Below are 26,848 nucleotides of genomic sequence, written 5' to 3'. Positions count from 1 at the left end.
GAGCCCTTCCTGCTTGGTGTTCATTGAGGGGTGTTGCCGGTCAGAGTGCGAAAGTCGAGTTGACGAGTGACGACGTCGTGCGCGACCGCTTGCATCGTGCGATCTCGGGCGTAGGCGTGAGCGCGCATAAGCAGGAGGGCGTCGGATGTCGAGCACCCGAGTTGCGCGAGGATCATCCCCGTCGCCTGGTGCACTTCCCTCCGCAGCTCGCCTTCCGGCTCCGCGGGGGTCGCCACGTTGCGGGCGGCGAGAAGCATCGCGCGCTCGGTCGCGGGGGCCACGACAGAACCGACGAGGGTCGCCGCGTCGACCATCTCGGATGGCGTCATGAAGTCGCGTTCGGTTCGGTAGAGCGTCGTCACGCCGACGGGAACGCTCCCGATCGTGAGGGGCAGGGTGATGACCATGCCGACGCCGAGCTTGTTGACGCTCGCGCAGAACTGCACGTATTGCGGGTCGCCGCCGGTGTCGATCTGCACGGGTCGGCCGGTGCGCCGCACCGTGAACCCGGGGCCTTCGCCGAGTTCGAACTGGAGGTCTTCGATGCGCCGCGCGACGTCGTCGCTCGAGGCGAGGATGGCGCCGTACCCCGAGGATCGGAAGATCGAGATCGCTGCCCCCGCTATCGCGAGACCCTCCAGAAAAGGCGCGATCATAGCGCTGGGGGAGGGCGGACCCGGCTCGCCGATATCGGCTGTGTCGCTGTGCGAACTGTGTTCGCCCATTGTCACCCCGGTCGCCGAATTGTCATTGATCGTGACAGGGACTGGGTCTCTCGCCGACGGCGAGTGAACATGCAAGCTCATACAAGTCTGGCATGAAGCGGTGCCCCATTACTAGGGAGGGGCCCGCTGCGGGCGTGTTGCTCAGCCGCGCCGGCGGGCCCGCGCGAGCAGACGAGCGTCTCGCCGAGTCTCGAACGGTGTCGCGATGGCGAGGAAGATCACAGCCACCGCAACCAGGGCGGCGACCTGCCACGGCAGGCTCATGCTTGCCGCAAGGAGCCCCGAAAACAGCCCGAGCAGAGAGGGAAGAATAGCGCGCGACGTCGAGCGCCGAAACTCGATCGCTTCGACGAGTAGTTCCGCCACCCCGGGTGACAGGGGCTCATCCTCGCGGGTCAGACGGGCGAAGCTTCGCCGCTGCGCGGCCGTCAACGCGCCCATCGGTGTTTCTCGTGGCCCGAACGGAGGTTGAGGGAGAAGTCGCCGACTGCGGCGAGCCGACACATATCCCGCGATACACAGGGCGAGAGCGGCCACGAATGCCGCGCCCTGGAGCCACATGAGCGCGGGAGCAGGTCGCGGGTCCTCAGTGTTGATCACGATGGTGGATGCGAGCATCACGCCGACGACCACGATCGCGGCGCTTTGCGTGGAGACGAAGCGCACCGGCTGCCCCTCGACGTTCCACGTGCGCATCCGTCTGATCGCTTCGTCTATTCGTGCTGCATCACCAGGCGCCCACTCGATCACGACGGTCACTGTAGCCGCCGACAAGCTTGGATGCCGACATCCTCGTCACCAATCGCCGAACCTGTCAGTATGACAACCGTGCTTCTCTCCATGGTCGTGTTCCCCGCCGGGATGCTTCTCGTCGTCCTACTGATCGTCGTGGCGATAGTCGGGTCGGCCCAGAAGAGTCCGCTGCAACACCAGCAGGAGGCGGCGTCACGTGCCCGCCGCGACGACAGAACGGGCACGCACCCGGGCGGGTCCGAGTAGCGCCCGCTCGGCGTCGCCCGACGGCTGGGGGTCGGCCGTCGGCCACCCGGCCTCGACAAGGGCGCGAGCCGTGTCGCTCCGAGGCGAGTAGGGGATGTCTTCGCCGCCCACCACGCGATAGTCGTAGGCCCCGGGGCCCGACCACAGCACGGTGCCGTCGGCTCCCGCTACTCCCATCGGCCCGCGTTTGGAGGCATCCTTGTCGCCGTCCGCACCAAGCAGAACGATGAGCGGTCCGGGGGATATCGCCCGAAGCGCGGCGAGCGTCTTCTCGGTCGAGTCGGGTGTGTGCGAGATATCCATGTAGACGCGGGGCCCGGTGTTTCCGGAGACCAGGCTCGTGCGGCCGGGGATGGTCACACGGATGCCCCTGCGCACGCGGATGCCCCTGCGCACGCGGTGGCACAACACATCGAAGTCGTAGCCGACGGTTGCGAGCATCGCGAGCGCGAGCGCCACGGGGCGCCGACAGTCGCGTCCCTTGAAGGCTCCCGCTGGCTGTGGTGTCCGCCGCGGTTGAACCGCCGCTCTGCAGTGCGCCGGAGGGCTCGGTCGCTACCCGAAGGCGGGCGGGCTACCGTGTGTCGATGCCCTCCACCTCTCCTTCGTCCGGTCGCCTTCGCCGCGCCTCCATCACGGTCGCCTACCGCACCGAAACGGGGGTGCGTGACTGGTTGTCACGCCGTGCGGTGCGACGTGGGTGGACTCCGGCGGTCATCCCTTACTCCGGCTACGCGAGCGGCGGCCACGCGCGAGTGCTCGGTCGGGTCGTTCTCGCGCCCGCGAGCGTCGACCCCTCGGGGCGACGTGACGTGCGGGGATGGCGACGGCTTCTCACCCTCGAGAGCCCCGGTGCCGAGGTGCACGTCGAGCTCGCGGGGAGCACGACGACCGTGAGAAGCAACGAGGCCGGCATCATCGACGCTCGCATCGACTTCGACAGTCCCGTCGACTCGAGCACGGCGGATGCGACGCTGACTGTGGGCGCTCGAGACGCGATCGTCGCGAGCATCCACGTCGTGAGCGAGAAGCCGGTGCGCGGCGTCGTGTGCGACATCGACGACACGGCGTGGGTGACCGGAATCTCGCACCCGATCCGGGCGGCGTGGCGCACCCTGCGAGGAACGAGCTCGACGCGGAAGACCGTGCCCGGCATGGGCAGGCTGCTCCAGGCCGCCGTCGAGGGAGACCACCTACCGGGTGTCGTGTACTTGAGCAACGGACCCTGGAACCTGGTCGGCCCGGTCACCCGGTTTCTCGGCAAGAACCACTTCCCGGCGGGCGCCGTGCTCATGACCGACTGGGGGATCACACCCGACCGGTGGTTTCGCGACGGCCAGAAACACAAGTCGTCGTCGCTCGCGCGACTTCTCGACGATTTTCCGCACGTGACGTGGGTTCTCGTCGGCGACGACGGCGAGCACGATCCGCAGCTGTACCGCGACCTCGCCGAGTCTCACCCTGGGCGGGTGGCGGCTATCGCCCTCCGTCAGACGGCGCCGACGCTGACGCCGACCAAGCGCGGGGCGACCGAACAGGAGTCGGTCAACGGGGTGCCGGTGCTGCACGGCCCCGACGGTGATGCCCTCCTGCCGCTTCTGCGTGCGGTGCTCTAGCCGGAGCCCTCGTTCTCGTTCTCGCGCGACGACATCCTCGTGGTGAGCCACTCGACGATGTCGGCCCGCACCTCGGCGTCCAGCAGCGAGAGGGCGTGGCCGGCTCCATCGATCGGTCGCACCGTCACGTCGGCCGAGGCGGTAGCAGGGTTGGGGGCACCGGCGGCATCATCATCCGGTTTGCTCGCCTCGAGTGCGGTCGCGAGAGCCTCGGCCTGGTCGAAGGGGATGAGGTCGTCGTCCCGAGCGTGCACGAGGTAGAACGGCGGGCTGCCCGCATTCGCGAACGTGATCGGCGATGCTGCTGAGGCCGCGGGGCACTCGGCGTAGTCGGCGCACCCGAGGTAGTCGAGTTGCACGCGCTCGAACCCGCGGCCCACGTGCGCCGACGCCGGCTCGGTCAGGTCGAAGGGGGCGCTGACGGTGACGACCGCGACCACCTCGCCGCCGTCCGTCGCGGCGGATGTCGGGGCCCCGCTGTCGAGCGCGAGTAGCGCGGCGAGGTTGCCGCCCGCGGAATCGCCGAACGCCGCGACTCGAGCGGGGTCGATGCGGTAGCTCGCGACCTGCTCGGGATCGCGGGCCCACGCGAGCGCCGAGCGCACGTCGCCGATGGCCGCCGGAAAGGGATGCTCGGGCGCGAGGCGGTAGTTCACCTGGAACACCACGAACCCCTCCGATGCGAGCCACTCGCACGACTCGCGCCACTGTCGCCCCTGCTTGTCTCCGCTGTGCCACCCGCCCCCGTGCACCGACAGGATCGCGGGGCGGGCGGGAGCGTCACTCGAGGTGACCTCGTCGACCGGCACGCAGACATCCAGCGTCTGGTCGGGGTGCGTGCCGTAGGCGAGGTCGGCGTCGACATGAACGGATGCCACCTCTCCGGGCTCGAGAAACGGCGCGAGCTGCAGCGCGAGCGCCGGGCCGAGCAGGCGGCTCCAGGTCGCGGTCATGTGGTGGGTGTCGGAGTAGACGAGTGTCGACCCGATGAGCGCGGGGCAGGTCTCTGCGTTGCACACGGTGTCGGTCATGGTGATGAACCCCGAACCGGTGGTGCGCGCGGCGGCCTCCTGCGCCTCGAGCACCGTCGTGTTGATGGCGTCGCTGCGCGGCACGGCGCACTCGGCGGCCGACTCGAGGTGGGACGCGAGGCACAGCACGGGGGAGCTGCTGAACTCCGGGGTGTCGGCGATCGTCACCACGCGGGTGTCGGCGGGCATCCGCTCGATGCTCGACACCGTGCCCTCCTCCCAGTCCCGGGCGATGAGCTCCTGGTCGCGGTCGGGGCGAGGGGCGATGTGGTTCGTCATGACGACGACGTCGGGCGGGTCGTCGCGGAGGTGCTCGATCACACCGTCGCGCCACGCGGCGCACGTGGGATTGGCGGCGTTGGCCCACGCGATGTCGGTGTCTTGCGATCGGCACTCCGACTTGGTGAACGTCTCCAGCCGGAACCCTTCCTGCTCGGCGGCGACCTGCAGTGCCGGAAACCAGCGTCCGGCGTGGGAGTCGCCGAAGAGCGCCACGGTGACGGGTGAGTCGAGGTCCCCGAACGAGCACGTCGTCACCTCCGCTTCGCCGACGGATTGCTGGCATCCGTTGGAGTAGATCTCGCCCGTGTCGGCGACGGCCTCGTCGAGCGGGGGAGAGACGTCGGAGGGCACGAATTGCGCGGACTCGGGCAGAAGGGTCGCGACCGTTTCGCCCGCGGCTCGATCGGAGTGCAGGGGCATGAGCGCGGCGGCGGCGCTGCCCCCCGCGAGGAGCGCCGCGAGAGCGACCGAGCCGACCGCGGCGAGGCCGAGCGAGCGTCGCGGGCTCGCTCGGCGCGCGCGAGAGCCGCGCCGAAAGGGCGTCTCGACGAAGCGGTAGAGCAACCACGCCACCGGAACCGCGACGACGATGAGGGCCACCCCGAGCCCCATCGGCAGCGCGACACCCGGCGCGGTGTGCTCTTGCACGAGCACGAGGATCGGCCAGTGCACGAGGTAGAGCGAGTAGGAGATGAGGCCCACGAACTGGAACGGGCGCGACCGCAGCAGCCACGACGCTCCCCCGTCGCGGGGGCGACCGAAAGCGATTACGAGAAGCGTTCCGGCGACGGGGGCGAGGGTCGCGAACCCCGGAAAGCTCGTCTCGGCCGTGATGGTGACCGCGCTCACGACAATGAGCGCGAGACCCGCCCAGGTGAGGATGCGGGCGACCACGGCGGGCGTGCGCTGCATCGACGTGATCACCCCGGCGAGCACCCCGCCGACCGCGAGCTCCCACGCGCGGGTGGGGAGCGAGAAGAACGCCCACGGTTGTGATTGCGGCAGAACGACGAGGCACGCGGCGAACGAGAGCAGGGCGACGGCGCCCATCCCGATGACGACACCTCGCGGGGAGCGCCGCGCGACCACGAAGAGCCCGAGCAGCAGGGCCGGCCACAGCAGATAGAACTGCTCCTCCACCCCGAGCGACCAGAAGTGTTGGAACGGCGACGGCTCGGTGCCCGCGAGGTAGTCGGTCTGCGCCACCGCGAACGCGACGTTGGGCACGTAGAGCGCCGACGCGATGGCGTCAGCCAGGATCTGTTCGAGGCGCAGCGGCGACACGAGGATCACCGATGCCACAGCCGTGAGCGCGATGACCGCGAGCGACGCGGGAAGGATGCGTCGAGCTCGGGCCGCATAGAACGCGGCGAAGTCGATGCGCCCGCGCTCCGCAAGGGTGGCGAGCAGGTGCGCGGTGATGAGAAAACCGGAGATGACGAAGAACACGTCGACGCCGACGAAACCCCCCGCGACCGCGCCGACACCGGCGTGCTCGAGCAGCACCAACCCGACGGCGACCGCCCGCAGCCCCTGGATGTCGGGCCGGAACCGCACCTCGGGAGGTCGTGCGGGAGCGGATGTCGCGACTGCGCCCGCACCGCTCATCCGGCCTGCCCCGCCCTGCTTCATCCGTGACGCCGCGCCGGTCTGGCAAGGCGCGTGCACGATAACAAGGCGTCGTGAACAGCCGGGGGCGCTCGCGAGCGATGGCGGGTCACGGCGATGACACGTGCTCAGCTGTAGTGTCGGGCGCGTGAGCCAGCGAGGGTATGGGTATGCGTTGCGGTTGATGTGCGCGCTCGGAGGGGCCCTCATCGTGAGCGGGATTGCGACGCTCGTGGTGAGCGATCGGCCCTCCGTAGCCATCGCCCTGTTGGTGATGGGCGGGCTCGTGGGCGTTGTCGGCTACGGAGCCATACGCGGCCAGCGGCGGAAAGATCAACGATCGTGATCTCATCGGGGCCCGTGCGAGCCGAAGGAACCGGGCCTATATCCGCGGTTCGAGGGCCGCGTCTTCAGCTCATCGGAGGTTGCAAATGGAAAGCCCGCCCCGGACCTCTTTCTGCACGCGGCGTCGCGCATGGGTCACGAGCCCGACCGCTGGGTCGTGATCGAGGACAGCAAGTTCGGGGTGCGTGCCGCGAAGGCGGCCGGGATGCGTGTGTTCGGCTACGCGGGCGGGCTCACCCCCGCCGCCTGGCTCGCCGAGGAGGGTGCCATCGTGTTCACGGACATGGCCGACCTGCCCGGGCTCCTGGGTGAGGTCTAGCGACACCCGAATTCTCAGCAAATGACCTGCCCGCGAGGTGCGCGGGAGGTCTAGCCTCTCTCGTGAGAAACCATCAAGGGAGGAAACCATGGGACTCGACGACAAGATCAAGAACGCCGCGCAGGATGTCGCGGGCAAGGTCAAGGAAGCCGTTGGCGATCACCGCAATGACGAAGACCTGAAGGCCGAGGGTCAGCAGGACCAGTCGGAGGCCTCGCTCAAGAAGGCCGGCGAGAACGTCAAAGACGTCTTCAAGTAGATCCACAGAGCGGCGAGGTGGCATCCCAACGGTGGGGTGCCACCTTCGTCGTTGTCGGCCCGGCGCCCGAGCGTCGACTCACGCGTCGGGGGGTCGCCGACCACTCTCGGAGAAAGCCTTCTTCGGTGAGCTCGTCGAGGTCTTTGTTCGCCTCGTCGAGGAGGTGCTCGGGGACGCCGACATCCGCCGCCGTGCGCAGCACGACCTCTCCCGTGCTCGTGCGGCGCACCAGAGGTCGGTGTCGGCGACCGTGTCGACCGAGCCGAACACGGCCGCGCCGACGACGTTGGCCAAAAACCTGCCGGCCTTGGCGGCGGGGTGGCCGCGCCGGGGTTCGAGCGACGCGGTGAGTGTCGCGCTCGCGGCAGTCTCGTCCATGAGTGCAGGGTAGCGCGGCGCGCGGTGGCCCATCGTGGCGGTGACGGCCCCTTTCGGCCATCATCAACAGAGCCGAAGAGGGCGCGACAACGAGGGGATGGCATGTCTGCAGCCACGAAAGGAACCGCGCTTCGTGAGCGCCCCTCGGGTGGCCGACGCCTTGCGAAGAGGGTGATCGAGGCGTTCCTGGTCGCGCTCCCCGCCCTGCTCGTGGTGCTCGGGACGATCTCCGGCTCTCTCGGAAGCACCCTCGGGAGCTGGCTGTCGGTCGCGGCCGTCGTTGTGATGGCGGCGGGGGTCGCCACGGAGCACTGGGTCGCCTACGTCGTCATCCTCGTGGTGGGCATCATCGCTCTGTTCTCGACGGGGCTCCTGGCGCTCGCCGCGTGGGTGGTCGGCGCGATCTACATCGGGATCGCGGTCATCAACCTCGTGATCATCGTTCGGCGTCGACGTTCGAGCTGACCGAACCCGTCCGCGTCGGGGCGTTGACAGCACCACACATCCTTTGTACCGTTCACTTGATACAAGGAGGTTCGAGTGCTCGACGTCAGCTTGACCGACATCACGCTCGTCGTCGTCGGCTCTCTCGCCTTCATCGCGCTAGCTGCGGCGGGCCTTGCGCTCGTGGGAACGTCGCGGCATCCGCTCGTGGTGAACCGGGCTCGACGTCGATCCGCCTTGAGATCGCTGGTCGCGGTTGGCGTTGCCCTGGCTGCATTCGCGTTCGCTGTGCTCGCGCACCGTCTCGACCCGCGGCTCCAATCGATCCCCTACGTACTCGGGCCTCTCGTTGCGGCGGCCGCCGGCCTGATCGCATTCAGGCTCATGCCGACCCCGTCCATCGACGCGCCGACCCGGCGGCGGGCGGCCAGCGTCGACCGGCGAACGCTTGAGGACTACTCGACTGCCGCGCAACGCCGAGTGTTCCAAGCATCCGCAGTCACCACTGTGCTCATCGTGGTCGTGTGCGGCGTTCTATCGAGACCCTCGCTGGACGGACGATGGATCTGCCCGAGTTTCATCTCCGCCCCCTGTGCCGGGGGAGGTGCACTTCTGTTCCCGGGGTGGATGTTCGGGGTTCCTGCGCTCGTGCTTAGCGCGGCAGTCGCCCTCAGCATGCGTGCGGTGCTGAGGCAGATCGTCGACGCTCCAGCCGCATCTTGGCCGGAGCTGAGCCCTGCTGATGGCGCCCTTCGTGTCGGCGCGATCAGACTCGTCTATCGCGTGACCACCTCGGCATTCGTGCTCGCGGGGGCGATGTTTCTCGGCGTGGCGGCGTTCCCCTTCATCAACGCGGCCGCACTCGGAGACAGTCAAATGTCGGCTGTCGCAACGATCGCGCCCCTCGTTGGGTGGCTGCTGTTCGCCGTGACGGTGGCGAAGCTTCTGTGGGGGGCGGTGTTGGCGGTCATCGCTGTGGTCGGTGCCGTTCGCCTCCCGCGTGCTCCGCGTGTGGTCAGCCTGGGGTCAGTGCTGTGATTCACGTCGACGCCGACGACCCGACGCCGCCCTATGAGCAGATCCGTGCGGGTCTCGCTCGCGAGATCAGGTCGGGTCGAGCCTCAGCGGGCCATCGTCTTCCGAGCGTGAGGCAGCTTGCTGGAGATTTGCGCGTTGCCCCGGGCACTGTCGCCCGCGCGTACCGAGAACTCGAAGAAGCCGGAATGGTTGCCACGCGCGGATCGCAGGGAACGGTCGTGCGTGAAGGATGGGCGTCTGGTGACGAGATGAGTCGGGCGGCTTCGGCGTTCGTCGACGAGGTTAGATGCGTTGCGGACGACCTCGAAGACGTGATCGACGCAGTTCGACAGGCCTGGAGCGGCATCGAGGCGCGGGCGACGACAACTCCCGCGCGATGAGGAACCCCGCTCCGACGGTGGTTCTCGTCGCTCGGTCGAGGGTCGCGCGATCGGTGCGGACGCGAGTCGCTCGCGCGGTCTTCACCGTGGTGGCGAAGTGGACGACGTGGCAGATCGCGGTCGCTTCGCCGTTCGCCTCCCGGGTCTCGCCGTCGAGCCTCGCCTCGCGGCCGTGCGTAATGACGGAGAGAATCCGGAGCTCGGCGGGCTCGCTGGCAGCAGAGTGGCCCCAGCGGCCGCGTTGTCAGCCCCGAGAAGGAGCGGCGATCAGCCGCGCGACCCGCGTCGGAGCAACGCGCCGGTCGACCAGAGGGCCCACGCGATGAGCAGCGGCTGGCCGAAGAGCCGGCCGATGCGCTTGCGGTCGGTGTCGAGACCGAACGCGGGGCGACGGTGCACGGCTTGAGCGATGTTGCCCGGAAAAATGGCGGTGAAGAACGCGGCGGCGACGAGGCCGACCTTCGCGCGCAGCGAGATCGGCGCGAACAGGAGGGCTGACCCGAGCGAGATCTCGGCCACGCCCGACAGCACGACCGTGGTGTCTTCGGGCAGCGGAACGAACTCCGGCACCTGGGCGCGGAAGTCGTCTCGAGCGAACGTGAGGTGGCTCACCCCGGCGAACACCAGAATCGTGCCGAGCGCGATGCGGGCGGTGGTGCGCCCCGGTGAAGCGGACGTGCGGCGGTCGAGTGCCATTTGTCTCCTTGGGGGTCCCGCCCATAGTAGGCACCCCCGTGCGGAACGCGATGTGAGCACTGCGAGCGCATAGCCTCGGCCTATGGATGCAACGGAACCGTGGGATCTGGTCGTGCTCGGCGGGGGGACGGCGGGGCTCGTGGCGAGCCGCGCGGCCGCCGCCGAGGGGCGACGGGTGCTGCTCGTCGAGGCGCACAGGCTCGGGGGCGACTGCCTCAACACCGGATGCGTGCCGTCGAAAGCGCTCATCGCCGCATCACTCGCGGCAGCGACCGCGCGCACATCCGCGGCGCTCGGTGTTCGGAGCCCCGAGGTCGTCATCGACTTCGCAAAAGTCATGGGGCACGTGCGCCAGGCCATCGCCCTCATCGAGCCCGACGACTCGCGGGAGTCGCTCGAGCGCGCGGGGGTCGTGGTGATGGAGGGCCGAGCACGCTTCACGGGGCCGGGCGAACTCGAGGTCGAGGGCGCTCGCATCCGATTCGCGCGCGCCATCATCGCGACGGGAGCGTCGCCCGCCGCGCTCCCCGGTCTGACCGATCGCGCTGACGCTGACGCAGACGACGACGATGTCGTGCTCACAAGCGAGTCGTTCTGGTCGCTCACCGAGCTCCCCGAGCGCCTGCTGGTGATCGGCGGCGGGGCTGTCGGATGCGAGCTCGCCGGGGCGATGGCCAGGCTCGGGTCGGCCGTCACGCTGGTCCACCGCGGCGACCGTCTGCTGCCGAGAGACGACGCCCGCGCGGCCGAGATCGTGCGCGCAGCGCTCGCCGCAGACGGTGTCGATGTGCGGCTCGCGACCACCGTGACGGATGTCGACGGCGCGACGGTGACGCTCGAGATCGGCGACTCCGGTGCGGCCGCCGTCGAGGCCGTCACGGCCGACCGCATCCTCGTGGCGGTGGGCCGTGCCCCGAACACGGCGGCGCTCGGTCTGGAGGTCGTGGGGGTCGAGCTCGACAGCCGCGGCTTCGTGCGCGTCGACGACACGATGCGCACCACGAACCCGGCGATCTGGGCTGCCGGCGACGTCACGGGTCGGCCGCAACTGACGCACATCGCCAACGTCGACGGTCGGGTGGCGGCCGCGAACGCGGCGACAGGCGAGCGGCGGTCGAACGCGCACGGTGTCGTGCCGCGCGTCACGTTCACGAGGCCTGAGGTCGCGGCCGTGGGCATCCGGTGCGACGACGCCGAAACGCACGGCTTCGACGTGGTCACGGTCGACCACCGCGACCTCGACCGGGCGGTGTGCGAGGCGGATGTCGGCGGCTACACCTCGATTGTCGTCGACGGGTCGGGGCGCGTCCGCGGCGCGACCATCGTGGGGCCCCGGGCGGGGGAGTCGCTCGGGGAGGCGTGTCTCGCGGTGCGCCTCGGCGTGACGACGGCGGATCTCGCGAGCGCCACGCATCCGTATCCCACGTATTCCGACGGGGTGTGGAAGGCGGCGCGCATCCACGCGGGATCGCGCGGGGGCGTGAGGTCGACGTCGTGACTCGCAGAGGAATCGGTGTCGGCCTTCTTGCCGGCGGCGGCGTCGTCACGATGGTCGGCCTCATCACTGCCGTCGTCTTCTTTTTTCAACCGTGGCGCACGTGCCCCTACGGCGACGTGCCGGCAGAGTGCGCGATGCTTCCCGCCGATGCCGCGGTGATGGAGGGCGCGCTGGTCGTGATGTTCGTGGGGGTGTGCATCCTCATCGCCGGGGGGATCGTGCTCAACAGACCTCGGGGAAGGTGATCGGGCAGGAGGGCGGGTCGGCTGCGCATCCGCGACGGGCACTGCAAGACTCACGGTCGATGGACTTCGATACCGGCAGTGACGAGCAGCTCGAACGCGTTGCCTATGGCCGTGGGCACCCTCCTGAGCTCGCGGCGAGTGGCTCTCTCGTGGCGGCGGGTTTCGCGGACCAGTCAGCCGAGGATGCGACATCCGAGATCGCCGGAAACAGTGCCACCTCCGTGGAGGACAGCTTCGATCTCTGGTTCGAGGGCCAGCAAATGCCGGCGGACGAGCTCGGCGCCGAGCTGCCGTTGATCGATCCGGAGTCAACCCGAGCGCTTGACACTATGGATTATGTCGACGAGGCGTGGATGGCGAAGGGCCGGGGCGAGCGGTACTGCCTGATTCTCGAAACGAGCGAAGGGGAATCCGGCTATTCGTGGACGTGCGCGAAGCCCGACGCGATCAGTGAGTCGGGACTCGAACTATCGAATGCCGAGTTCCGCATCGAGTGGCGAGCCGAATACTTGTCGATATCTCCGGCCGAAACTGAGAGTTGAGCCTGACTGACTCAAGTTTGCGCCGACTCAACTTGACACGACCCGACTCAGATCGCAGACTTGACCCAACGAGGCTCAAGTACCGGGTCTCGACACGTTTTTGAGAAGGAGCACTGAGCACATGGCTCGAGCAGTAGGAATCGACCTCGGAACCACCAACAGCGTGGTCTCGGTTCTCGAAGGTGGAGAACCCACCGTCATCGCCAACGCCGAAGGCCTCCGCACGACCCCGTCGGTCGTCGCCTTCACGAAAGACGGCGAGGTGCTCGTCGGCGAGACCGCGAAGCGCCAGGCCGTCACCAACGTCGACCGCACCATCTCGAGCGTCAAGCGCCACATGGGCACCGACTGGACCACCGGAATCGACGGCAAGAACTACACGCCTCAGGAGATCTCGGCCCGCATCCTCGCCAAGCTCAAGCGCGACGCCGAGCAGTATCTCGGTGAGCCCGTGACCGACGCGGTCATCACGGTTCCCGCCTACTTCAACGACGCCGAGCGCCAGGCCACGAAGGATGCCGGTGAGGTCGCCGGTCTCAACGTGCTGCGCATCATCAACGAGCCCACCGCCGCGGCTCTCGCCTACGGCCTCGACAAGGGTAAAGAAGACGAGCTCATCCTCGTCTTCGACCTCGGTGGCGGAACGTTCGACGTGAGCCTGCTCGAAGTGGGCAAAGACGACGACTTCTCGACCATCCAGGTGCGCTCCACCTCCGGTGACAACCGCCTCGGTGGAGACGACTGGGACCAGCGCGTCGTCGACTACCTGATCAAGCGCTTCAAGGACTCGACCGGTGTCGACGTCTCGGGCGACAAGATCGCGAAGCAGCGCCTCAAAGAGGCTGCGGAGCAGGCGAAGAAGGAACTCAGCTCGAACATGAGCACGAGCATCCAGCTTCCCTACCTCTCGCTCACCGAGAACGGCCCCGCCAACCTCGACGAGACCCTCTCGCGTGCCAAGTTCGAAGAGCTCACGGCCGACCTGCTCGACCGCACGAAGAAGCCCTTCAACGACGTCATCAAGGAGGCCGGCGTTTCGGTCAACGACGTCGCCCACGTGGTTCTCGTCGGCGGATCGACCCGTATGCCCGCCGTGGCCGAGCTCGTCAAGAAGCTCCTCGGCGGCAAGGACGCCAACAAGGGTGTGAACCCCGACGAGGTCGTCGCCGTGGGTGCCGCACTCCAGGCCGGCGTGCTGAAGGGTGAGCGCAAAGACGTTCTGCTCATCGACGTGACCCCCCTGAGCCTCGGAATCGAGACCAAGGGTGGCATCATGACGAAGCTCATCGAGCGCAACACCGCCATCCCGACCAAGCGCAGCGAGACCTTCACGACCGCCGACGACAACCAGCCGTCGGTCGCGATCCAGGTGTTCCAGGGTGAGCGCGAGTTCACTCGCGACAACAAGAACCTCGGAACCTTCGAGCTCCAGGGCATCGCCCCGGCGCCGCGCGGCATCCCGCAGGTCGAGGTCACCTTCGACATCGACGCCAACGGCATCGTGCACGTGTCTGCGAAAGACAAGGGCACGGGCAAGGAGCAGTCGATGACGATCACCGGTGGCTCGTCGCTGCCGAAGGAAGACATCGAGCGCATGGTGCGCGAAGCCGAAGAGCACGCCGCCGAAGACAAGCAGCGCCGTGAGGCCGCGGAGATCCGCAACACCTCCGAGCAGCTCGCCTACTCGACCGACAAGCTCATCAAGGACAACGAAGACAAGTTGCCCGAAGACGTCAAGACCGAGGTCCAGGCCGACGTCGACGCCCTCAAGACCGCGCTCGCCGGCGACGACGACGCAGCCGTGAAGACCGCGTTCGACAAGCTCAACGAGTCGCAGCAGAAACTCGGCCAGGCGATCTACGCCCAGTCGCAGGCATCCGAAGGCGCCGAGGGCGCCCCGACCGACGCCCCCACCGGCGACAGCACCGACAGCAACGACGAAGACATCGTCGACGCCGAGGTTGTCGACGACGAGCCGACCGACGACACCAAGAAATAAGACACCATGGCAGACACTCCGAACGAAGCGGGCGACGAGCCCGTCGTGCGCGACAACCGCCGGATCGACCCTGAGACGGGCGAGGTTCGTTCCTCGCCCGCCTCGGGCGGTGCAGCCGACGCCGAGTCGACGGGCGTTCCGTCGGAAGACGGCGACACGGCTGACATCGACGGCGGCGCCGAGGACCTCATCCAGGCCGAAGACGCCGACGTCGAGACATCCCTCGACGACGCGCCGCCGGCCGGAGCGGTGCCGCTGAGCGAAGCCGACCAAGCGATGCTCGACGACGCCGAACGCGACCTCGTGGCCGACATGCGCACCGACATGTTGCGCGCGCAAGCCGAGCTCGTGAACTTCCGCAACCGGGTCGAGCGCGACCGCGCAGCCAACCGCGACGCGGTCATCGCCGAAGTCATCCGCACGCTGCTTCCGGCGATGGACGACCTCACGCGCGCCGAAACGCACGGCGACCTCGAGGGGTCACCCCTCGCCCTCGTCGCGCAGAAACTGCGCGGCGGGTTCGAGAAATACGGCTTGCGGTCGGTGGGGGTCAAGGGCGAACCGTTCGACCCCAACTTCCACGAGGCCCTCGTGCAGCTGCCGTCGCCCGACGTCACGACCAACACGGTCGCCGACGTGATCGAACCGGGCTACGCCCTCGGCGACCGCCTCATCCGCGCCGCCAAGGTCGCTGTCCACGTTCCTGCAGAGTAGGGCCCCGGATGGCCAGCCAGGATTGGTTCGACAAGGACTTCTACGCCGTGCTCGGGGTCGCGAAAGACGCGACCCCGGCCGACCTCAAGAAGGCCTACCGCAAACTCGCTCGCAAGTATCACCCCGACGCCAACCCGGGTGACGCTGCGGCCGAGGCGCGCTTCAAAGAGATCAGCGAAGCCAACGCGGTGCTGAGCGACCCCGAGCAGCGCTCGGAGTACGACCAGATGCGAGCAATGGGTGCCGGTCGGGCGCGCTTCGCCGCGGGCGGTCAGCCTGGCGGATTCGACGACGTCTTCGGCGGGATGTTCGGCGGGGGAGGTGGCGGCGCGAACCAGCGCACCACCTACTCCCAGCAGGGCGCCGGATTCGAAGACCTCTTCGGTGGGATGTTCGGTGGCGGAGGCTTCGGGCAGTCGACCGGCGGGTTCCGTGGCTCGGGTGCCCCCTCGAAAGGGCGCGACTACACCGCGTCGACGACGCTCGACTTCATCACCGCTATCAAAGGCGACACCATCCGGCTGCAGCCGTCGGAAGGGCGTCCTCTCAGCGTCAAGATCCCTGCGGGCGTCGCCGACGGCCAGAAGATCCGTCTTCGCGGCAAAGGCGAGCAGAGCATCGACGGTGGTGCCGCGGGAGACCTCGTGCTCACCGTCGCCGTTCGCAGGCATCCGGTGTTCGAGCGCGACGGAATCAACCTGCGCGTCGACGTTCCCGTGACCTTCATGGAGGCCACACTCGGCGCGACGATCGAGGTGCCGACACTCGGCGGAGAGCCCGTGCGACTGCGCGTGGCACCCGGAACGCCGAGCGGGCGCGTACTGCGCGTCAAAGGGCGCGGCGTCGAGACATCCAAGGGCACGGGCGACCTGCTCGCGACCGTGCTCGTCGCGGTGCCGTCGAGGCTCAGCCCCGCGGCGGAGAAAGCGCTCGAAGCCTTCGCCGCAGAACTGCCCGACGAGAACCCGCGGCTCGACCTGCTGGATCGCGCGAAGGGATAACGGGCGCGCATGAACGAGCACACGCCGATCTTCGCGATAGCGATGGCAGCCGAGCTCGCCGGAATGCACCCGCAGACGCTGCGGCAGTACGACCGACTCGGGCTCGTCAGCCCCGACCGCACTGCCGGCAAGTCGCGGCGCTACTCGATGCGTGACGTCGAACAGTTGCGCGAAGTCGGCCGGCTGAGCGCCGAAGGGCTCAACCTCGAAGGCATCCGCCGCATCCTCGAGCTCGAGAACCAGGTGACCGAGCTCTCGGGGCGCGTGCGCCAACTCGAGTCTGCGCTCGCCGACGAGATGCTCAACCGGCCGGGGCGACGCGTGTTCGCGGCGCGGGAATCGGGCGACGTCATCTCGCTGCGCGCCGGCACACGCGCCCAGCGCAGCACCGAAGTGGTCGTGTGGCGGCCGCGGTGGCGGGAGCTCGAGGAGTAGGTCTGTTTGCGAGGGCGGGCGCGGGCCGGCGGGCGCGCGTGCGCGCATCCGGCAACTCGGCGCATCGCGGTCGCAAAACGCTGCGCCGCCCATCGTTGAAGGACCGTCTGCGACCGCGATCCGCGCCCGTGTCGCGGGTACCCTCGACTGTGCCCGAATCCCCGTTCTCCTTCGACGCCTTGCGCCGACGCCCCGACGTCGAAGCAGACAACCTCTTCGCCGTCGACGCGAGCGACCGGCTCATCCTCGACGAGGCTGCAGCGGATGTCGCGGCCGCCGGACCGCGCGGAATGGTCGTGATCGGCGACCACTACGGCGCGCTCACCCTCGGCGCGATCGCCGTGCACGGGGCGCTCGACGTGCGCGTGCACCAGGATCCGCTCACGGGGGAGCGGGCGCTCGCGCTCAATGCGGCCGACCAGGGCATCGAGTCGTTCACGCACCATCCGCTCGACGCGTCACTGCTGGCCGGAGCCCGAGTCGTTCTCGCGCAGTTGCCGCGCAGCCTCGACGCGCTCGACGAGATCGCCGCGGCGGTCGCCCGGCACGCCGACCCCGACGTCGTGTTCGTCGGCGGCGGGCGTCTCAAACACATGTCGATGGCCATGAACGAGGTGCTCGCTAAGCATTTCGGCGACGTGCGCGCCTCCCTGGGGAGGCAGAAGTCCCGCGTGATCACCGCGCGCGGACCGCGCGCCGAGGAGGCGGGCGATGCTCGAGCGTTTCCCCGACGGGAGCATCACGCCGACCTCGACCTCACCGTGTGCGCGCACGGCGCCGTCTTCGCGGGCACCAAGGTCGACATCGGCACGCGCTACCTGCTGAGCTTCCTGCCCGAGATGAGAGCGGATGCCGCGACCGCCGTCGACCTCGGGTGCGGCACCGGCATCCTCGCGTGCGTTCTCGCGCGAACGAACCCGCGGGTCGCGGTGCTCGCATCCGACGAATCGGCCGCGGCCGTGGCATCCGCCCGCGCTACGGCTGAGGCGAACGGCATCGCGCTCACGGTCGAGCGCGACGTCGGATTGTCGAAGCAGCCGGATGGCTGCGCCGACCTCGTGCTGCTCAACCCGCCGTTCCACACCGGGGCGACCGTGCACTCCGGGCTCGCGGGGAGCCTCTTCGAGGAGGCGGCGCGCGTGCTCAAACCGGGCGGCGAACTGTGGACGGTGTTCAACTCGCACCTCGCCTACCGTGCAGCGCTCACCCGCACGGTCGGGCCCACGAGGCAGGCGGGCCGCAACGCCAAGTTCACCGTGACGGTCTCGACCCGGGCCTAACCGCCACCCCGAGAGAACGCAGTTTCCGCGAGGGTGCGCGGGATCCGGCGCACCCTCGCGGAAACTGCGTACTTTGGCGGGGCGGGGTGCGGCGGGGCCGGCGGGGTGCGCGGGGTCACACGGCCGGCAGCGCGACCCTCGTGAGTTGCTGCGAGACCTGCCAGAGGCGGGCGGCGTCGTCGGCGCTGCGCAGGGGCGCGTACATCCGCTGCTCCGCCGGCGCGCCACTCGTGTTTCCGAGTCCGCTCGGACCGTAGAGCACACCGCGCTTGGCGCTCGGGTCGGTCGCGGCCATGAGTGCCGAGTGCCCGGCGGTCTCGGGCGTTCCGGCGAGGATCCCGCGCGCCGACAGCCAGCGGATCACCCGCACCTGCGGGGTGTCGCCTCCGCGCCCGATCTCGGGGCGCGCCGCGAGCAGGTTGGTGGGCGCGACACCGGGGTGCGACAGGTTGCTCGTGACACCCCAGCCGCCCGCCTCGCTGCGACGGTCGAGTTCGAGCCCGAACAGGCCGAACGCGATCTTCGACTGACTGTAGGCCTTCATGCCGTCGTAGGCGCGCTCCGAGTTGAGGTCGTCCCAGTTGATGCGGCCCGACCGCGCCGCGACGCTCACTTGCGAGGTCACTCGCGCGCGGCCCTCGCGCAGCAGCGGCAGAAGGTGGCCGACGAGGGCGAAGTGCCCCAGGTGGTTGGTTCCGAACTGCAGCTCGAAGCCGTCGGCGGTCGTCTGCCGGCTCGGCGGCGTCATGACGCCCGCGTTGTTGATGAGCAGGTGGATCGGGTCACCCTCGCCGAGGAGCGTCGCACCGAGCGCTTCGACCGACTCGAGCGACGAGAGGTCGAGGTCGCGAACCGAGATCTCGGCGTGCGGAACAGCCGAGCGGATGCCGGCGACCGCCGCGTCTCCTTTGGCCCGGTTGCGCACCGGGATGACGACCTCCGCCCCGGCCGCGGCGAGGCGCCGAGCGATGATGACGCCCATCCCGTCGCTCGCGCCGGTGACGAGGGCGCGGGTGCCCCGGAGGTTCGGAATGGTGATGTCGAATGTTCTGCGTGCCATGGTGTTCTCCTCGGATGTCGTGTGTTCCTCCACCGTCGCGGGTGTCGGCCGCAGGAGCCACGGCCTCCCGATCCGTGGCTGCGCGAGAGGGGGATCGGCGGGTCGTGGCTCCCCCCACCCGCACGCGGTAGACATGTGTTCACCCGCCACGAAGGAGACCGCCGTGATCGACCGCCCGGGACTCGCCGAGTTCCTCCGCCACCGCCGCGAGGCCCTGCAGCCCGAGGATGTCGGGCTGACGCGCGGGTCTCGGCGCCGCACATCCGGTTTGCGCCGGGAGGAGGTCGCGGTGCTCTCGCACATGTCGACCGACTACTACGCGAGGCTCGAACGGGAGCGGGGGCCCCAGCCGTCGGAGCAGATGCTCGCCTCCATCGCGCAGGGTCTGCACCTTTCGCATGAGGAGCGAGACCACCTCTTCCACCTCGCGGGGCACACCCCGCCGGCGCGCGGCACGAGCTCGGAGCACATCAGCCCGGGACTGCTGCGCGTGCTCGATCGACTCGACGACACCCCGGCGGAGATCGTCACCGAGATCGGCGAGACGCTGCGGCAGTCCCGACTGGGTGCCGCGCTCACGGGCGACAAGTCGATGCTCCAGGGGCCCGAGCGCAGCCTCGGCTACCGGTGGTTCACCGACCCGTCGGCGCGCAACTTCTACGCGCCCGAGGAGCACCGGTTCTTGAGTCGGATGTATGCGTCGGGACTCCGTGAGATCGCGGCGCTTCGGGGCCCCGAATCCCGCGCAGCCCGGTTGGCGGAGCTGCTGCTCGAGCGCAGCGCGGAGTTTCGGGAGCTCTGGGCCACGCACGAGGTCGGCATCCGGCCCCACGACGTCAAACACTTCGTGCACCCGGAGGTCGGCGCACTCGAGCTGCACTGCCAGCGCCTCGTCGACCCCGGGCACGCGCACTCGCTCATGATCTACACGGCTGTTCCCGGCAGCGAGAGCGCGGAGAAGCTCCGGTTGCTCTCGGTCATCGGGGCGCACACGCTCAGCTGACGCGAGCACCGAGCACCGAGCGGCGGGCGACGAGGCCCGTTTTCGCGCGGTCGCGGTCGCGATGTGTCGTCTCGCGCGCGCCGGAACAGCCGTTCGCGACCGCGATGCGGGCCGGCGTGCCGACATCCGCCCGACCCCGCCCCGCCCGCAAACACAGAAGTGCCAAGCGAAGGGGATCGGGACCCGCAGGGCCACCGGTCTGGGAGACGGTGGTCGTCGGGTGCGATCTCCTCCGCTTGGCACGTTCAGAGGCCGACCGAGGTCGGCGCGCTGTGCTGCGGCGGGGCGATGCCCAGTGGGGCGGTGATTACGGGGTGGGCATTCCGCCGTTGACGTTGAGCGTTTCGCCGACGACGTAGCTCGATTCACCCGACGCGAGGAACACGTAGGCGGGGGCGAGTTCGGCGGGCTGGCCCCAGCGGCCGAGCGGCGTCTGCGAGCCGGCGTCGGGCAGCTGGTCGGTCGGCTGTCCGCCGGCGGTCTGGAGCGGAGTCCAGATCGGGCCGGGTGCGACGACGTTCACGCGGATGCCCTTCGGTGCGAGCTGCTGCGCGAGCGCCTTCGAGAACGTGTTGATCGCGGCCTTGGTGGTCGCATAGTCGACGAGGTGCGGTGCCGGCGAGTATCCCTGGATCGACGACGTGTTGATGATCGTCGAGCCGGGCTTGAGGTGCGCGAGCCCCGCCTTCGTGATCCAGAACATCGCGTAGATGTTGGTTTTGAAGGTCGCGTCGAACTCGTCGTCGCTGATCTCGAGGATGTCCTCGTGGAATTGCTGCTTGCCCGCGTTGTTGATGAGGATGTCGAGTCCGCCGAGCTTCTCGACGGCCGTCGCGACGAGCTCGCGGCTGAACGCGGCGTCGGTGATGTCGCCGGGAAGGGCGACGGCGGTGCGGCCGGCCGCTTCGATGAGCGAGACGATGCGCTGGGCATCCTCTTCCTCTTCGGGCAGGTAGGAGATCGCGACATCCGCACCCTCGCGGGCGTAGGCGATCGCGACGGCGCCACCGATGCCGGAGTCGCCACCGGTGATGAGGGCTTTGCGGCCCTCGAGGCGACCGGTGCCCCGGTAGGTGTCTTCGCCGAGGTCGGCCTTGTCGCGGAGGTTGGCGTCGAGGCCGGCGCCCTCTTGGTACTGCGCGCTCGGCTCGAAGTCGCTGTACATCTCGGCGGGGTTGGTGAATGCGTATTGGTCAGTAGCCATGGTGTGCTCGATCCCGTCCGCGCGTCGGCGGACTGTTCTCGTTTGGGGGTGGCCCGTGAGTTCGTCACGAGCGCTCTCCACGCTAACCGCGTGCTGGCTGGGAGGCATGGGGGTTGCGCTCGCGGCGCAGTGCCCCTACGCGCGGGGGTGAGTGAGACCGGGTTCGCCCCTACGCGCGGGGGTGAGTGAGACCGGGTTCGCCGCGGGGCGGATTTCGCCGTCTGCCGTTCACCTCGTCGTCGTCATCTGGTCGTGAGCGCCGCTTAGTTTCGCTGAGTCCCCCCAACGAAAGCAGCTTCACCATGCGCTCCACCCGGTCGGCCCGCACCCTCGCCGCAACCACCGTCATCGTCGCTCTCGCCGCAGCACCCGCTTTCGGTGCGACCGCCGCGACCGCTGCCCCGCTGCCCGCGGATGCAACGCCGCTGCTCATCAGCGAGATCGTGCCGAACACGGTCGGTGACGACAACTTCGAGTTCTTCGAGGTGACCAACACCTCGGGCGACGCGATCGACCTCGACGCCGAGGGGGTGAGCTTCCGCTACACGGGTGTCGCGTCGGAGCCGCTTCTCGACTTCGAGCCTGGCGTGGTCATCGCTCCCGGCGCCTCGACGGTGTTCTGGTTGAGTTACACGAACGACAGCGGCACCCTCGACAGCTTCGCCTACACCGAAGACGACTTCCGCGCCGAATTCGGGGGCGGCGCCACCGACTACGACATCGTGCGCATCACCGGTCAGGCGGGCATGGCCAACGCGTCGGCTCGCGGCATCCGCGCGGTCGACGGCGCCGGCGCCGAGATCACCGAATCGTTCTACACGGCGGCGCAGGTGGGCGAGAACCGCGGCGCCAACTTCGGCGTCGCGGCGACCGGAACGGATGCCGAGTTCCGCGCGACGACGGCACCGACCCCCGGTGCCATCGACCCGGCCGTTCTCGAGCCCGCCGTGCCCGCCGAGCCCGAGCCGACTCCCGACCCCGAGCCGACCCCCGACCCCACCGACCCGTCGGCACCCTCCGAGGGCGTTGCGGCCGAGTGGCCCCTCGTGGTCACCGAGATCCAGCCAGACAATACGGGGGCCGACACCTACGAGTTCTTCGAGGTCGCCAACACGACCGGTGACGACATCGTGGTGGGGGCCGACGGCTACCGCTTCGCCTACACCTACGTCGACTCGAACGACCGCTCGCGCGATGTGCCGCTGACCGTGCCCGCGGGCACCGTCATCGCGGCGAACGGCGTGACCGTGTTCTGGCTCACCTACGGCACCTCGCTGACGATGACCGACGAGCAGTTCCGCACCTTCTACGGCGGATCGAGCGATTACACCCTCGTGCGTGCGACCGGCCAGGCCGGTTTCGCCAACGGGGGAGACCGCGGCATCCGCGTCGTCGACGAGAACGACGAGACCGTCGGGTGGTCGTATTACGCGGCGGGGTCGTACTCGGGCGGCTCGGGCAACGACTACGCGGTACCCGACGTGCGCGGCGAGCTCTCGATGTCGGTGGTCACGACGTTCGCGGCACCGACCCCCGGTGTCGTCGACCCCGACGCCCTGCAGAGCGACCTCACGCGTCCGTCCGACCCCGATCTCGACACCGCGACCCTGCACGTGACCGAGCTCATGGTCAACTCGCGCAACGTCGGCAGTGGCGACGGCTACGAGTACATCGAAGTCTACAACGCGAGCGACGCGCCGGTGCAGTGGGCCGACTACACGATCCGCTACCTCTACCCGCTCGCCGACCTCACCAACTCGTCGACCGCGCTGTGGCCGTCGGTTCCGCGCGACGCCGAGATCGGCGCGGGCGAGACGATCGTTCTGTGGGTCAAGAACGGCGGCAACGACGCCCTCACCGCAGGTGACTTCAACACCGAGTTCGGCACCGACCTCACCCTCGGCGACGACCTCCTCGAACTCTTCGTCGGCGGAATGGCCAACGGCTCCCCGCGCGGCATCGAGATCATCACCAACACCGAGATCTCGCAGAACCGGGCCTACTACAACCTCGCAGGCGCGACGGATGTCCGCGAGAACCAGGGCATCCACTTCGCCTCGACCGAGGGCGACCCCACGCTCCAGATCATCGAATCCGTCGGAGCACCGACGCCCGGTTCCGTGAGCGACACCCAGGTGCCTCTCGCCCTCAAGGATGTTCCCGACGACACCGTCGCGCCCGTCATCGACAACCGCACGCCGAGCACGTTCGAGCCGGGGGAGGCCATCGAGTTCGTCGCGGCCGTGACCGACGACGCCGAGGTGCGCACCGTCGCCATCGAGCTCGAGAACGACGTCGACGGCGACATGGGCACGCGCAACCTCGTTCCGGGGGCCGACGGCCTCTACCGCGTCTCGGTCGCCGCGGTCGACACGGCGGGCAAGGAGAGTTTCACCTACCGCCTCACCGCTTCCGACGGCAGCCAGGTGAGCGACTCCGGTGAGCTCACGGTGTCGACGTCGCAGCCTGCCGACGACGTGCGCCTCAACCTCGAGAGCGGGCAGTACGTCTCCGACACGGTGGATGTCTCGGCCGCGGGCGATGTCTACCCGCCGACCCTCGGCCTCACGATCGACGGTGCCCCGTTCGCGTCGGAGCCCGAGCTCGAAGCCTCCCCCGTGTTCGCGTTCGAGGCGACCGCGACGGATGCGTACTTCCGCAACGGCGTGCGTCTCGTCGACGACGGCGAGGCCGGCGACATCCTCACGGTCTTCGACGAGGGCTACTACGGCGCGACGGTCACCGTGCCGAGCGACGTCCCCCTCGAGAGGGTCAACCCGGGTCAGGAGTTCTCGGTGCGCGTCTACGCGGGCACCAAGGCCGCCCCCGAGATCGACCTCGACGAGAACAACGACAACTTCTCGCTCTCGAACATGAGGCTCATCCTCCCCGACGGTCGCACCCTGCGACCGGAGGAGGGATACAGCCCCACGGCCTCGATCGCGCTCGGCGACAGCGGCAACGCGGTCGACTTCGTGGAGGCGACGTTCACGGTTCCGGACGACGCGTTCACCGCGGTCGCGGGCCCGTGGGACACCACGGCGGTGAGCGACGGCGCGCACTCGATCGTGGCGACATCCGCCGAGGGCAGCGCGAGCGCCGACGTGATCGTCGACAACACCGCCCCCGTCATCGAGACGGCTCTCGAAGAGCGCCTGTATCAGGGGGAGTTCACGATCGACGGTTCCGCCTCCGACGCGGGGGCCGGGCTCACCGACGACGGTGTGACAGCGACGCTCGACGGCGAAGAGATCGAGTTGCCGTACGCGACCTCGTCGCTGCAGCTCGATGCGGCCGAGCACGTCGTGGTGTTCACCGCCGCCGACCTCGCCGGCAACGAGGCGACTCGCGAGATCCGCTTCACGACGCCCGTCGAGGAGCCCGGCAACGAGCTCATGAGCCCTGAAGACGGCTTCGAGACCGATGAGGAGTCCGTGGACCTCACCGCGCGAGCGGTCGACCCGAGCGGGGACCGTCTCGACGTGACCTTCGGGCGCGGATACGAGCTGACCCCCGGCGACGGCGTCGAGGCGGCGACCGGATCGGCGACCGACTCGCTCGACATCGACCGAGCAGACGCCGTGCTGCTCGACGACGACGAGGTCGCGCAGCTCGGCTCGAAAGACGACGACTCGGTCGTGGCCGAGAGCGACGCGAAGCTGCCGTACCAGCTGTTCACCGTGGCGGTGCCCGCGGGCGCCGACGACGCGACGGTGCGAGTGCGATGGGATGGCTCGGCCAACGCCGAGGCCAAGATCCTGCTTTACGCGCTCGACCCCGACGCGGCCGAGTGGGTCGAACTCGACCGTCACCTCACGACCGACGGCGGGGAGACCGAGTTCTCGCTCGAGGCTCTCGTCGCCGCGGCCGACTACGCCGAGAACGATGAGATCACGGTGCTCGTGCAGCATTCCGAGGGGTTCGCGGGCGACGACCTGTCGACGCGCGACACCGTCGTCGAGCCCAACCACCCCGACGACGTCGTGCGCTCCGCGTACGACTTCACACTCGGGTGGGAGTCGGACACGCAGTACTACAACGGCGACCCCGACATCTACGACCGCCAGACCTCGATCCACGAGTTCTTCCTGCGCGAGCGGGCCGACCTCAACCTGCAGTACGTCACGCACACGGGCGACATCGTCGACCAGTCGAAGGATCCCGAGCAGTGGTTGCGGGCCGACCCGACCTACGCGACGCTCGACGCCGCCGGGCTGCCGTACGGCGTGCTCGCCGGCAACCACGACGTCGACCAGCAGACCGACGATTACACCGAGTTCAGCCAGTGGTTCGGCGAGGCACGGTTCGCCGACAACCCCTGGTACGGCGGCAGTCACCTCGACAACCGCGGTCACTACGACCTCATCACCGCCGGCGGCATCGACTTCCTCATGATCTACATGGGGTGGGCGCCGGGCGACGAGCAGATCGAGTGGCTCAACGAGGTGCTCGCGCAGTACCCCGAGCGCACCGCGTTCCTCAACCTGCACGAGTACATGCTCACGACGGGTGGCCTCGGCCCGATCCCGCAGCGCATGTACGACGAGGTCATCGCGACGAATCCGAACGTCAAGTTCGTGAGTTCGGGCCACTACCACGACGCGTTCACGCGACTCGATTCGTTCGACGACGACGGCGACGGCGTCGACGACCGCACGGTCACGCAGATGCTCTTCGACTACCAGGGCCTGCCGAACGGCGGCGAGGGCTACCTGCGTCTCCTCCACTTCGACACCGAGGCCGAGCAGATCATGGTGCGCACGTACTCCGACTACCTGAAGGACTACAACGCCGACGACCCGACGCTCGCCATCGAGCACCAGGAGTTCGACATCCCGTTCGCGCAAGCCGGCATCGTGCCCGTCGTGAAGCAACTCGCGACCGACGCCTTCCGTGCCGACGTGTTCACGACGGAGGCGATCGAGACGTTCGACGACCTCGAGAGCGGCTCCGAGCCCACCGCCACCTGGGCGCCGGGCCTCGGAGAGCACTCCTGGTTCGTGTCGTCGAGCGACCCTTACGGAGCGACCTCCTATTCCGAGGTGCGCTCGGTGACGTTCGTCGAGGCCACCGAAGAGCCGACCGATCCGACGGACCCGACCGATCCGACCGACCCGACCGATCCGACCGATCCGACCGATCCGACCGATCCGACCGACCCTGGTGTTCCGGATGACGGCGCACCCACGGTGCCGTCGCAGCCGGTTCCGGGTGACGACCTCGACGACTCGCTCGAGGGCGGCATCACCGCTCCCGACTCGGCTCGACCGGGCGACCCGATCACGATCGGCATGGACGCGGGCCGCGCGGGCGACTGGGTGCAAGCGTGGCTCCAGCCCGGCGACGTGGCCCTCGGAACCTGGACTCGCGTCTCGACCGATGGACTCATCAACGCGGTCATCCCCTCGGATCTGCCCCTGGGTGAGTATCGCCTCGTCGTTCAGGATGCCGACGGTGCGGTGATCGGGTGGTCGATGATCGACATCGTGGCCGCCGCCCAACCGGCCGACACCGGGTCGGAGGTCATCGGGGGCGACGGAGCCGGCGACAGTGGAGGCGACCGCGACGACCTCGCGTTCACGGGCTCGACCGTGCCCGTCGGGCTCATCGTCGCCGCCGCGCTCATGCTCGTGCTCGGGGGTGGCCTGCTCGTGGCCCGCCGCCGCAACCGCTCACACGACGGCGCGATCGAGTAACACCCCGCAACGACGAGGGGGCGCCGGATGTCCGGCGCCCCTTCGTTCTCT

General features: G+C 68.9%; 23 protein-coding genes and 1 pseudogene. 16 read left to right on the top strand and 8 right to left on the bottom strand.

What is annotated here, in order from left to right:
* Positions 1 to 20: 20 nt before the first annotated feature.
* From ACLHG5_RS10125 to ACLHG5_RS10115, 3 genes are all read right to left on the bottom strand, one after another.
* Positions 21 to 656, bottom strand: a complete 636-nt coding sequence (locus tag ACLHG5_RS10125; protein ID WP_411316905.1) for a GAF and ANTAR domain-containing protein — start codon at positions 654 to 656, stop codon at positions 21 to 23.
* A gap of 210 nt (positions 657 to 866) precedes the next feature.
* Positions 867 to 1,475: a hypothetical protein gene (locus ACLHG5_RS10120; RefSeq protein ID WP_411318674.1), complete on the bottom strand. Its 609-nt coding sequence runs from the start codon at positions 1,473 to 1,475 to the stop codon at positions 867 to 869.
* A 195-nt stretch (positions 1,476 to 1,670) separates the two neighbouring features.
* Positions 1,671 to 2,183 (bottom strand): glutamate ligase domain-containing protein, encoded by a 513-nt coding sequence (locus tag ACLHG5_RS10115; RefSeq protein WP_411318673.1) that lies wholly within the window; start codon positions 2,181 to 2,183, stop codon positions 1,671 to 1,673.
* 128 nt (positions 2,184 to 2,311) lie between these two features.
* Between ACLHG5_RS10115 and ACLHG5_RS10110 the strand changes: the two genes are divergently transcribed.
* On the top strand, positions 2,312 to 3,340 hold the full coding sequence (locus ACLHG5_RS10110; RefSeq protein ID WP_411318672.1) for an App1 family protein: 1,029 nt from the start codon (positions 2,312 to 2,314) through the stop codon (positions 3,338 to 3,340).
* On the opposite strand, the gene ACLHG5_RS10105 is transcribed toward ACLHG5_RS10110, so the two are convergent.
* Positions 3,337 to 6,285 (bottom strand): SGNH hydrolase domain-containing protein, encoded by a 2,949-nt coding sequence (locus ACLHG5_RS10105; RefSeq protein ID WP_411318671.1) that lies wholly within the window; start codon positions 6,283 to 6,285, stop codon positions 3,337 to 3,339. The two genes, ACLHG5_RS10110 and ACLHG5_RS10105, sit on opposite strands and share 4 nt — an antisense overlap.
* Before the next feature lie 361 nt (positions 6,286 to 6,646).
* Between ACLHG5_RS10105 and ACLHG5_RS10100 the strand changes: the two are divergent.
* A pseudogene (locus tag ACLHG5_RS10100) lies at positions 6,647 to 6,925 on the top strand (HAD-IA family hydrolase); the annotation flags it as partial.
* Between the two features lie 88 nt (positions 6,926 to 7,013).
* Complete coding sequence (locus ACLHG5_RS10095) at positions 7,014 to 7,184, top strand: CsbD family protein (protein ID WP_411316910.1); 171 nt, start codon at positions 7,014 to 7,016, stop codon at positions 7,182 to 7,184.
* Positions 7,185 to 7,262: 78 nt separating this feature from the next.
* Here ACLHG5_RS10095 and ACLHG5_RS10090 read toward each other — a convergent pair whose 3' ends face one another.
* On the bottom strand, positions 7,263 to 7,562 hold the full coding sequence (locus tag ACLHG5_RS10090; protein ID WP_411318670.1) for a hypothetical protein: 300 nt from the start codon (positions 7,560 to 7,562) through the stop codon (positions 7,263 to 7,265).
* 102 nt (positions 7,563 to 7,664) lie between these two features.
* Between ACLHG5_RS10090 and ACLHG5_RS10085 the strand changes: the two genes are divergently transcribed.
* The 3 genes from ACLHG5_RS10085 to ACLHG5_RS10075 all read left to right on the top strand — a co-directional run bounded on the left by ACLHG5_RS10085 (position 7,665) and on the right by ACLHG5_RS10075 (position 9,424).
* Complete coding sequence (locus ACLHG5_RS10085; RefSeq protein ID WP_411318669.1) at positions 7,665 to 8,027, top strand: hypothetical protein; 363 nt, start codon at positions 7,665 to 7,667, stop codon at positions 8,025 to 8,027.
* Positions 8,028 to 8,102: 75 nt separating this feature from the next.
* Positions 8,103 to 9,044: a hypothetical protein gene (locus ACLHG5_RS10080; protein ID WP_411318668.1), complete on the top strand. Its 942-nt coding sequence runs from the start codon at positions 8,103 to 8,105 to the stop codon at positions 9,042 to 9,044.
* Complete coding sequence (locus tag ACLHG5_RS10075; RefSeq protein ID WP_411318990.1) at positions 8,954 to 9,424, top strand: GntR family transcriptional regulator; 471 nt, start codon at positions 8,954 to 8,956, stop codon at positions 9,422 to 9,424. The genes ACLHG5_RS10080 and ACLHG5_RS10075 overlap by 91 nt, the downstream gene beginning before the upstream one ends.
* Before the next feature lie 267 nt (positions 9,425 to 9,691).
* Here ACLHG5_RS10075 and ACLHG5_RS10070 read toward each other — a convergent pair whose 3' ends face one another.
* Positions 9,692 to 10,120, bottom strand: a complete 429-nt coding sequence (locus tag ACLHG5_RS10070) for a MauE/DoxX family redox-associated membrane protein (RefSeq protein ID WP_411316915.1) — start codon at positions 10,118 to 10,120, stop codon at positions 9,692 to 9,694.
* Positions 10,121 to 10,202: 82 nt separating this feature from the next.
* Between ACLHG5_RS10070 and ACLHG5_RS10065 the strand changes: the two genes are divergently transcribed.
* The 8 genes from ACLHG5_RS10065 to ACLHG5_RS10030 all read left to right on the top strand — a co-directional run bounded on the left by ACLHG5_RS10065 (position 10,203) and on the right by ACLHG5_RS10030 (position 17,834).
* Positions 10,203 to 11,618: a dihydrolipoyl dehydrogenase family protein gene (locus ACLHG5_RS10065; protein WP_411318667.1), complete on the top strand. Its 1,416-nt coding sequence runs from the start codon at positions 10,203 to 10,205 to the stop codon at positions 11,616 to 11,618.
* Entirely contained in the window at positions 11,615 to 11,863 is a 249-nt protein-coding gene (locus ACLHG5_RS10060) for a hypothetical protein (RefSeq protein ID WP_411318666.1), read from the top strand. Before ACLHG5_RS10065 ends, ACLHG5_RS10060 begins: the two co-directional genes overlap by 4 nt.
* 59 nt (positions 11,864 to 11,922) lie before the next feature.
* Positions 11,923 to 12,405 (top strand): hypothetical protein, encoded by a 483-nt coding sequence (locus ACLHG5_RS10055; protein WP_411318665.1) that lies wholly within the window; start codon positions 11,923 to 11,925, stop codon positions 12,403 to 12,405.
* A 121-nt stretch (positions 12,406 to 12,526) separates the two neighbouring features.
* A complete protein-coding gene (gene dnaK / locus ACLHG5_RS10050; RefSeq protein ID WP_411316919.1) occupies positions 12,527 to 14,404 on the top strand; it encodes a molecular chaperone DnaK in 1,878 nt (625 codons plus the stop codon).
* A gap of 6 nt (positions 14,405 to 14,410) precedes the next feature.
* Positions 14,411 to 15,118, top strand: coding sequence for a nucleotide exchange factor GrpE (locus ACLHG5_RS10045; RefSeq protein WP_411318664.1), 708 nt, complete (start codon positions 14,411 to 14,413; stop codon positions 15,116 to 15,118).
* An 8-nt stretch (positions 15,119 to 15,126) separates the two neighbouring features.
* Positions 15,127 to 16,119 carry a DnaJ C-terminal domain-containing protein gene (locus ACLHG5_RS10040; protein WP_411316921.1) on the top strand — a complete coding sequence of 331 codons (993 nt, stop codon included), beginning with the start codon at positions 15,127 to 15,129 and terminating at the stop codon, positions 16,117 to 16,119.
* A 9-nt stretch (positions 16,120 to 16,128) separates the two neighbouring features.
* The gene (locus ACLHG5_RS10035; protein ID WP_411316922.1) at positions 16,129 to 16,554 is read left to right on the top strand and encodes a heat shock protein transcriptional repressor HspR; all 426 of its coding nucleotides are present in this window, start codon (positions 16,129 to 16,131) and stop codon (positions 16,552 to 16,554) included.
* A gap of 149 nt (positions 16,555 to 16,703) precedes the next feature.
* Positions 16,704 to 17,834 (top strand): class I SAM-dependent methyltransferase, encoded by a 1,131-nt coding sequence (locus tag ACLHG5_RS10030; protein WP_411318663.1) that lies wholly within the window; start codon positions 16,704 to 16,706, stop codon positions 17,832 to 17,834.
* A gap of 115 nt (positions 17,835 to 17,949) precedes the next feature.
* On the opposite strand, the gene ACLHG5_RS10025 is transcribed toward ACLHG5_RS10030, so the two are convergent.
* A complete protein-coding gene (locus ACLHG5_RS10025; RefSeq protein ID WP_411318662.1) occupies positions 17,950 to 18,894 on the bottom strand; it encodes an SDR family oxidoreductase in 945 nt (314 codons plus the stop codon).
* 163 nt (positions 18,895 to 19,057) lie between these two features.
* Between ACLHG5_RS10025 and ACLHG5_RS10020 the strand changes: the two genes are divergently transcribed.
* On the top strand, positions 19,058 to 19,897 hold the full coding sequence (locus ACLHG5_RS10020; protein ID WP_411316925.1) for a helix-turn-helix transcriptional regulator: 840 nt from the start codon (positions 19,058 to 19,060) through the stop codon (positions 19,895 to 19,897).
* A 307-nt stretch (positions 19,898 to 20,204) separates the two neighbouring features.
* On the opposite strand, the gene ACLHG5_RS10015 is transcribed toward ACLHG5_RS10020, so the two are convergent.
* On the bottom strand, positions 20,205 to 21,101 hold the full coding sequence (locus ACLHG5_RS10015) for a glucose 1-dehydrogenase (RefSeq protein ID WP_411318661.1): 897 nt from the start codon (positions 21,099 to 21,101) through the stop codon (positions 20,205 to 20,207).
* A 302-nt stretch (positions 21,102 to 21,403) separates the two neighbouring features.
* Here ACLHG5_RS10015 and ACLHG5_RS10010 point away from each other — a divergent pair, with 302 nt between their 5' ends.
* Positions 21,404 to 26,797, top strand: a complete 5,394-nt coding sequence (locus ACLHG5_RS10010; protein ID WP_411318660.1) for a metallophosphoesterase — start codon at positions 21,404 to 21,406, stop codon at positions 26,795 to 26,797.
* The last annotated feature ends 51 nt before the right edge of the window (positions 26,798 to 26,848 follow it).

This window comes from Marisediminicola sp. LYQ85 (genome assembly GCF_046600695.1).
In the GTDB taxonomy this organism is placed as follows: Bacteria; Actinomycetota; Actinomycetes; order Actinomycetales; family Microbacteriaceae; genus Marisediminicola.
The sequence above is the reverse complement of the archived record's forward strand: the minus strand, read 5'-3'. Positions and strand labels throughout refer to the sequence as shown.

What these genes read in the sequence shown, in the direction of transcription:
- ACLHG5_RS10125 (WP_411316905.1), bottom strand. Translation starts at nt 656, where the DNA reads ATGATCGCGCCTTTTCTGGAGGGTCTCGCGATAGCGGGGGCAGCGATC.
- ACLHG5_RS10110 (WP_411318672.1), top strand. Translation starts at nt 2,312, where the DNA reads ATGCCCTCCACCTCTCCTTCGTCCGGTCGCCTTCGCCGCGCCTCCATC.
- ACLHG5_RS10105 (WP_411318671.1), bottom strand. Translation starts at nt 6,285, where the DNA reads ATGAAGCAGGGCGGGGCAGGCCGGATGAGCGGTGCGGGCGCAGTCGCG.
- ACLHG5_RS10095 (WP_411316910.1), top strand. Translation starts at nt 7,014, where the DNA reads ATGGGACTCGACGACAAGATCAAGAACGCCGCGCAGGATGTCGCGGGC.
- ACLHG5_RS10090 (WP_411318670.1), bottom strand. Translation starts at nt 7,562, where the DNA reads ATGGACGAGACTGCCGCGAGCGCGACACTCACCGCGTCGCTCGAACCC.
- ACLHG5_RS10085 (WP_411318669.1), top strand. Translation starts at nt 7,665, where the DNA reads ATGTCTGCAGCCACGAAAGGAACCGCGCTTCGTGAGCGCCCCTCGGGT.
- ACLHG5_RS10070 (WP_411316915.1), bottom strand. Translation starts at nt 10,120, where the DNA reads ATGGCACTCGACCGCCGCACGTCCGCTTCACCGGGGCGCACCACCGCC.
- ACLHG5_RS10065 (WP_411318667.1), top strand. Translation starts at nt 10,203, where the DNA reads ATGGATGCAACGGAACCGTGGGATCTGGTCGTGCTCGGCGGGGGGACG.
- ACLHG5_RS10055 (WP_411318665.1), top strand. Translation starts at nt 11,923, where the DNA reads ATGGACTTCGATACCGGCAGTGACGAGCAGCTCGAACGCGTTGCCTAT.
- dnaK (WP_411316919.1), top strand. Translation starts at nt 12,527, where the DNA reads ATGGCTCGAGCAGTAGGAATCGACCTCGGAACCACCAACAGCGTGGTC.
- ACLHG5_RS10045 (WP_411318664.1), top strand. Translation starts at nt 14,411, where the DNA reads ATGGCAGACACTCCGAACGAAGCGGGCGACGAGCCCGTCGTGCGCGAC.
- ACLHG5_RS10040 (WP_411316921.1), top strand. Translation starts at nt 15,127, where the DNA reads ATGGCCAGCCAGGATTGGTTCGACAAGGACTTCTACGCCGTGCTCGGG.
- ACLHG5_RS10035 (WP_411316922.1), top strand. Translation starts at nt 16,129, where the DNA reads ATGAACGAGCACACGCCGATCTTCGCGATAGCGATGGCAGCCGAGCTC.
- ACLHG5_RS10025 (WP_411318662.1), bottom strand. Translation starts at nt 18,894, where the DNA reads ATGGCACGCAGAACATTCGACATCACCATTCCGAACCTCCGGGGCACC.
- ACLHG5_RS10015 (WP_411318661.1), bottom strand. Translation starts at nt 21,101, where the DNA reads ATGGCTACTGACCAATACGCATTCACCAACCCCGCCGAGATGTACAGC.
- ACLHG5_RS10010 (WP_411318660.1), top strand. Translation starts at nt 21,404, where the DNA reads ATGCGCTCCACCCGGTCGGCCCGCACCCTCGCCGCAACCACCGTCATC.